The sequence below is a fragment of the Prolinoborus fasciculus genome (assembly GCF_056724605.1).
Map to the genome: position 1 here is coordinate 1 of NZ_JBWZQN010000117.1, position 2,780 is coordinate 2,780.

The 2,780-nt window shown below is 38.8% G+C and carries 3 protein-coding genes; all 3 read left to right on the top strand.

What is annotated here, in order from left to right:
* Positions 1 to 148 precede the first annotated feature (148 nt).
* On the top strand, positions 149 to 1,195 hold the full coding sequence (locus AC1P5O_RS16345; RefSeq protein ID WP_499006404.1) for an acyl-CoA dehydrogenase family protein: 1,047 nt from the start codon (positions 149 to 151) through the stop codon (positions 1,193 to 1,195).
* Positions 1,196 to 1,308: 113 nt separating this feature from the next.
* Positions 1,309 to 1,800 (top strand): GNAT family N-acetyltransferase, encoded by a 492-nt coding sequence (locus AC1P5O_RS16350; protein ID WP_004280478.1) that lies wholly within the window; start codon positions 1,309 to 1,311, stop codon positions 1,798 to 1,800.
* Between the two features lie 124 nt (positions 1,801 to 1,924).
* Positions 1,925 to 2,506, top strand: coding sequence for a lytic transglycosylase domain-containing protein (locus AC1P5O_RS16355; RefSeq protein ID WP_004280479.1), 582 nt, complete (start codon positions 1,925 to 1,927; stop codon positions 2,504 to 2,506).
* The last annotated feature ends 274 nt before the right edge of the window (positions 2,507 to 2,780 follow it).

Here is a 2,780-nt window from a genome sequence, read left to right on the forward strand (position 1 = left end):
AAAGTCATTTGAATGATTTCTTCTTGGTCTACGTGTCATAAAATACTCCATATATTGATGTTTATAACATCATTTGGGGAGCAAAATATCACTTATAAGTGTTGTTCAAATTTCCTGATCCACCTCTCTCGCTTCAGTCGTGGATGGCATGAACCAAGGTAGTGAAGGCATGAATGCTGGTGCAGCAGTCAATAAACGTGGCGATGCAGATACGACTAATAAAAATGGTATCAATATGTCTACCGCCCTAAGCATTATTGAAATGTGTTATGGCGATACTGGCTTATTACTCTCGATGCCACGCCAAGGATTAGGAAATTCAGCCATTGCAGCTGTTGCCAATGAGGAGCAATTGCACCGTTTTCATGAAACTTGGGCCGCCATGGCGATTACCGAGTCAGGTTGCGGTTCAGATTCCGCTGCAATTCGTACCACTGCAACCAAAGATGGTGATGATTATATTCTGAATGGTGAGAAGATTTTTGTAACCTCCGGAGAGCGTGCTGATGCAGTGGTCGTTTGGGCAACTTTGGATAAAAAACTGGGACGATCGGCAATTAAATCATTTGTGGTGACCAAAGGTACTCCAGGAATGAAGGTTGAACGACTAGAACATAAATTAGGGATTAAATCATCCGATACTGCCATGATTAGCTTTATCAACTGTCGAGTACCTGCAGCAAACTTGCTCGGTCATGCAGAAATCGATGTTGCTAAAGGCTTTGCTGGCGTAATGGAAACCTTTGATAATACTCGCCCGCTGGTTGCAGCCATGGCGATTGGTTGTGCGAAAGCCTCGCTGGAACGCATCAAGGAGATTTTTAAGGATCAACTGGACTCTACTTATGCCACACCGTATTTACAAAGCTCTAATATCGCAGCACAAATCTATCGTATGGAAGCTGAATGGGAAGCAGCACGCTTGCTGATGCTGAAGGCCGCCTGGATGGCCGATAATCACAAACCAAATTCATGTGAAGCATCTATTGCCAAAGCCAAGGCCGGTCGGATCGGTAATGAAATTACCTTAAAATGTGTCGAACTTGCGGCAGCCATTGGTTATAACGAAACTGAACTTTTAGAAAAATGGGCGCGTGATTCCAAGATTCTGGATATTTTTGAAGGCACCCAGCAAATTCAGCAACTGATTATTGCCCGTCGGGAACTAGGAAAATCATCGAGCGAATTAAAATAATGATTACTCATTAAGTAGCGAATTAAACTTACATGAGTTAATTAAACGATGGATTTTTTAAGGATTTAAGGTTATAAAAATTCATCGTTTTTTCAAAATAAAATCAGTCCAATATGTACTCTATTCGTCCTATTCAGCCTGAAGATAATGCCCAAATTGCAAACATTATTCGTCGTGTTTCCCAAGAATTTGGACTGGCAGCAGAATCTGGTTTTGCCGTAGGTGATTCTATTCTAGATGAGCTATATCAAGTTTATCAGCAACCAAAATCAGCTTACTGGGTTGTTGTGGATCAACAAAATAAAATTTACGGGGGTGGTGGAATTGCGCCATTAAAAGGTGATGCAACTATTTTAGAAATTCAGAAAATGTACTTTTTACCTGAAATTCGTAAGCAGGGTTTTGCCAAGAAAATTTTAGAATTATCCTTTGAATTTGCACTGGCCCATCAGATTAAGTCAGTCTATCTAGAAACAACTAAAGTGCTTTGGCAAGCGGTGAAACTTTATGAAAAATTCGGTTTTCAGCATCTTGATCACCCTGAAGGCAATACCGGACATAGTGAAGCCTGTGAAATCTGGATGCTAAAAAACCTTTCAACTTAGAGATTTTTTAGTAGATAGATAAAGTTTGTACATTAATAAAGTGCTTTCATCAGCAGCGAGCTTGACTCTTGTATATAGGCTGCCTAACATCGAAATACGTTTATTCAGGCATGGAATTCACAGTTTGTTTTTTTCTCATCTATTAAATCCAATTAAATCTAAACGTTCACTATTTAATTCTCATTCTTTTAAATTTTCTTCTATTTTATTGAGCACTTTTCTTTTTGCGGGTTGTTCATCCTTGGGCGGAGGCTCGGTAGAAAAGCGCGCAGCTAAATTATCTAAAGGCATTCAAACTGCTTACTCCACCCCATCCAGTACAGCTAATCGTGTTTCACCTTTAATTGTTCAACATGCACAAAATCAAGGTGTAGATCCGCTCCTAGTGGCGGCTGTGATTCATCAGGAATCTACTTATCGTAGCCAAGCAACTTCGCCAGCAGGTGCGGTAGGCTTGATGCAAGTGATTCCAAGATATTGGCAACAAACCTGCCCTGGTGATTTATACAATGAAAGCAGTAATATCCAATGTGGTACATATATTCTTTCTAAATATAATCAATCATCCGGTGACTGGAAGAAAGCGCTTGCCTATTATAATGTAGGTCCGTCAGGTTATGAAAATAATCGTAAAATGCGTAAACAAGGTAAACGTTATGCCAACCGAGTAAAACAGCATAAAAAAATGCTAAAAGACTCTCTCTAATGACTGAATAAAGAGAATTAATTTAACCATACTTAGGCTATTTTATTTAATATTTGGTAAATAGTAATCGCTAATTGTGTCCATTAAAGTTTTTACCATGAAAGTATACCTACAACCTATTAATCTCAGCCATGATATATATATTCAGCTAAAATAGTCTGCAATAAAAAACCAGCGATTCGCTGGTTTTTTATTTTGTAAGGTTTATAAGATCAGCTTGTAAACTCTTATAGCGCTAGTTTTACAGAGATCCCAATAGGTCAAACAAATTAAC

Bases quoted from the DNA above. Each gene is read 5' to 3' on its own strand.
- AC1P5O_RS16345 (WP_499006404.1), top strand. From the start codon at position 149: ATGAACCAAGGTAGTGAAGGCATGAATGCTGGTGCAGCAGTCAATAAA.
- AC1P5O_RS16350 (WP_004280478.1), top strand. From the start codon at position 1,309: ATGTACTCTATTCGTCCTATTCAGCCTGAAGATAATGCCCAAATTGCA.